The organism is Peteryoungia wuzhouensis, from assembly GCF_003205195.1.
In the GTDB taxonomy this organism is placed as follows: domain Bacteria; phylum Pseudomonadota; class Alphaproteobacteria; order Rhizobiales; family Rhizobiaceae; genus Allorhizobium; species Allorhizobium wuzhouense.
On record NZ_QJRY01000019.1, the window covers coordinates 1 to 3,921 of the forward strand.

Consider the following 3,921-nt stretch of genomic DNA (forward strand, 5'->3'; position numbering starts at 1 on the left):
TGGTTGCGGGGGCAGGATTTGAACCTGCGGCCTTCAGGTTATGAGCCTGACGAGCTACCGGGCTGCTCCACCCCGCGTTACCAGGTATTTGCTTTAGCAAATACCGACAGAGCAAACTCTTGAGTTTGCGTCTCAATCCGGTTTTTGCCGCAGGCAAAATACCGTAGGAGTTATCTGCATTCCAAACAGCAAAAGGGCCGCTTGATTAGCGGCCCTAAGATTTCGGCAGGGCCGACTGAGTGACGAGAAGATTGTGGCTTTGCGTTCGCAAAACCCGACAACATTGCCTTTAGCAGACCTGGCAGCGACCTACTCTCCCGCGTCTTGAGACGAAGTACCATTGGCGCTGGGGCGTTTCACGGCCGTGTTCGGAATGGGAACGGGTGCAGCCACCCCGCCATGACCACCAGGTCGGCTAAGGGCAATGTTGTTGAGAAGCTGGTAACTAGGACTTAGCCAATAGGCAGTAGCCAATAGTTTTTTTAACACGTCGTGGAATTGGCATGAGGCTATTGCCTACTGCCTAATTCCTACTGGCTGCTCACAGCGGACGAATGCGTTGCATTCGCCGCGAGATGAGCACAAGCAATGAGAACGATCAAGCCAATCGGGCTATTAGTAACGGTAAGCTTCACTCATTACTGAGCTTCCACACCCGTCCTATCAACGTGGTCGTCTTCCACGGCCCTGATAGGGAATACTCGTTTTCAGGTGGGTTTCCCGCTTAGATGCCTTCAGCGGTTATCCCTTCCATATATAGCTACCCTGCTATGCCGTTGGCACGACAACAGGTCCACCAGAGATATGTCCATCCCGGTCCTCTCGTACTAGGGACAGATCCTGTCAATATTCCTACACCCACGGCAGATAGGGACCGAACTGTCTCACGACGTTCTGAACCCAGCTCACGTACCGCTTTAATTGGCGAACAGCCAAACCCTTGGGACCTGCTCCAGCCCCAGGATGCGATGAGCCGACATCGAGGTGCCAAACAACCCCGTCGATATGGACTCTTGGGGGTCATCAGCCTGTTATCCCCGGCGTACCTTTTATCCGTTGAGCGATGGCCCTTCCACACGGGACCACCGGATCACTATGACCGACTTTCGTCTCTGCTCGACTTGTCAGTCTCGCAGTCAGGCGGGCTTATGCCATTGCACTCGACGACCGATTTCCGACCGGTCTGAGCCCACCATCGCGCGCCTCCGTTACTCTTTCGGAGGCGACCGCCCCAGTCAAACTACCCACCATACACTGTCCCGGATCCGGATGACGGACCGCGGTTAGACATCCATGACGATAAGGGTGGTATTTCAAGGATGGCTCCACAGAAACTGGCGTCCCTGCTTCAAAGCCTACCACCTATCCTACACATGCCGACACGAATGCCAGTGTAAAGCTATAGTAAAGGTGCACGGGGTCTTTCCGTCTGACCGCAGGAACCCCGCATCTTCACGGGGAATTCAATTTCACTGAGTCTATGTTGGAGACAGCGGGGAAGTCGTTACGCCATTCGTGCAGGTCGGAACTTACCCGACAAGGAATTTCGCTACCTTAGGACCGTTATAGTTACGGCCGCCGTTTACTGGGGCTTCGATTCAAAGCTTGCACCTCTCCTCTTAACCTTCCAGCACCGGGCAGGCGTCAGACCCTATACGTCGTCTTGCGACTTCGCAGAGCCCTGTGTTTTTGATAAACAGTCGCTACCCCCTGGTCTGTGCCACCCCATCATACTTGCGTATAAAGGGGTCACGCTTCTTCCGAAGTTACGCGTGCAATTTGCCGAGTTCCTTCAACATAGTTCTCTCAAGCGCCTTGGTATACTCTACCTGACCACCTGTGTCGGTTTCGGGTACGGTCTATAGGGTGGAGCTATTTCCTGGAACCACTCCACCGCACAATCAATCCAATAAGACTGTACGATTTGTGTGATCCGTCACTACCACCAGGCCCACGAATATTAACGTGGTTCCCATCGACTACGCATTTCTGCCTCGCCTTAGGGGCCGGCTAACCCTGCTCAGATTAACTTTAAGCAGGAACCCTTGGTCTTTCGGCGAGGGGGTCTCTCACCCCCTTTATCGTTACTCATGTCAACATTCGCACTTCCGATACCTCCAGGGCCCCTCACAGGTACCCCTTCACAGGCTTACGGAACGCTCCGCTACCACGTATCTTGCGATACATCCTCAGCTTCGGTGCATGGCTTTAGCCCCGTTACATTTTCGGCGCAAAGACCCTTATTTAGACCAGTGAGCTGTTACGCTTTCTTTAAATGATGGCTGCTTCTAAGCCAACATCCTGGTTGTTTTGGGATCCTCACATCCTTTCCCACTTAGCCATGACTTGGGGACCTTAGCTGGAGGTCAGGGTTGTTGCCCTCTTCACGACGGACGTTAGCACCCGCCGTGTGTCTGCCGATTAGTACTCTCAGGTATTCGGAGTTTGGTTAGGATCAGTAAGACGGTGAGTCCCCATAGCCCATCCAGTGCTCTACCCCCTGAGGTATTCGATCGACGCACTACCTAAATAGTTTTCGCGGAGAACCAGCTATTTCCGAGTTTGATTGGCCTTTCACCCCTAGCCACAAGTCATCCCAATCTATTGCAACAGATGCGGGTTCGGTCCTCCAGTTGGTGTTACCCAACCTTCAACCTGCTCATGGCTAGATCACTCGGTTTCGGGTCTAATGCAACTAACTGAACGCGCTATTAACACTCGCTTTCGCTGCGCCTACACCTACCGGCTTAAGCTTGCTAGTTACACTAAGTCGTTGACCCATTATACAAAAGGTACGCCGTCAGGCTTGCGCCCTCCGACTGCTTGTAGGCATCCGGTTTCAGGTTCTATTTCACTCCCCTTGTCGGGGTGCTTTTCACCTTTCCCTCACGGTACTTGTTCGCTATCGGTCATGCACGAGTACTTAGGCTTGGAGAGTGGTCTCCCCATGTTCAGACAGGATTTCACGTGTCCCGCCTTACTCAAGGACAATGTGTGTTCTACGCGTACGGGACTGTCACCCACTACGGTCGCACTTTCCAGAGCGTTCCACTTTATTCCACATTGCCACTGGCCTGGTCCGCGTTCGCTCGCCACTACTTGCGGAGTCTCGGTTGATGTCCTTTCCTTCGGGTACTTAGATGTTTCAGTTCCCCGAGTTCGCTTCTAACCCCTATGTATTCGAAGGTTAGATACCTTATCACAATGCTTGGAAACCCAAGCCGATCTCGCGATCAGTTTGGATTCTCCAAGCATTTAAGGTGGGTTGCCCCATTCGGATATCCATGGATCAAAGCTCATTCGCAGCTCCCCACGGCTTTTCGCAGCGTATCACGTCCTTCTTCGCCTGTGCATGCCAAGGCATCCACCAAATGCCCTTACGACACTTAATCGTTCTCATTGCCAATGCTCATCCATAGGAAAGACAATAGCCAATAGGCATTAGCCAATAGATCCTAAAACCTATTGCCTACTGCCTAAATCCTACCATCTCACCAGTCCGGCTACCTTTTACAACCAGACCATTCAGATGCCATCGACGTGTTCGATCCGGTCACTTTATTGGAGCTACGCCGAGCAGCTCACTTGTGCCAGATCTTTAAGACCAGCTTCTCGAGATTAAATCCGGTACCGCGCGGTCAGGCAACGATAATCCGATCGCTCCATCAGAGGCTCATCCGAAGACGGGCCAACAATGAACGATCCAGAGCGACAAGCTTCCTACCTACCTCCCATCCTTCCCCAGGTTCCGGCCGGCTAGGCCTTCACAAGGATCATCAGGACAGGGCTCGGACATGGGTAAAACCCATACCTGGAAGCCTCCAGATCAATCTTCTCTTCACAATGTATGCAGAACAGGCACAAGGCGTATCGCCAGGTGCAAACTTTTATTTCTTCAAAGACAAGGTATCCGCCTCGCAT

The 3,921-nt window shown here is 52.6% G+C and carries 1 tRNA gene and 2 rRNA genes; all 3 read right to left on the reverse strand.

Annotation, left to right across the window (positions count from 1 at the left end):
- Window positions 1-77, reverse strand: a tRNA-Met gene (locus tag DMY87_RS23880).
- A gap of 219 nt (window positions 78-296) precedes the next feature.
- Window positions 297-411: ribosomal RNA gene (gene rrf / locus DMY87_RS23885) — 5S ribosomal RNA — on the reverse strand.
- 183 nt (window positions 412-594) lie between these two features.
- Window positions 595-3,392: ribosomal RNA gene (locus DMY87_RS23890) — 23S ribosomal RNA — on the reverse strand.
- Window positions 3,393-3,921: the final 529 nt, after the last annotated feature.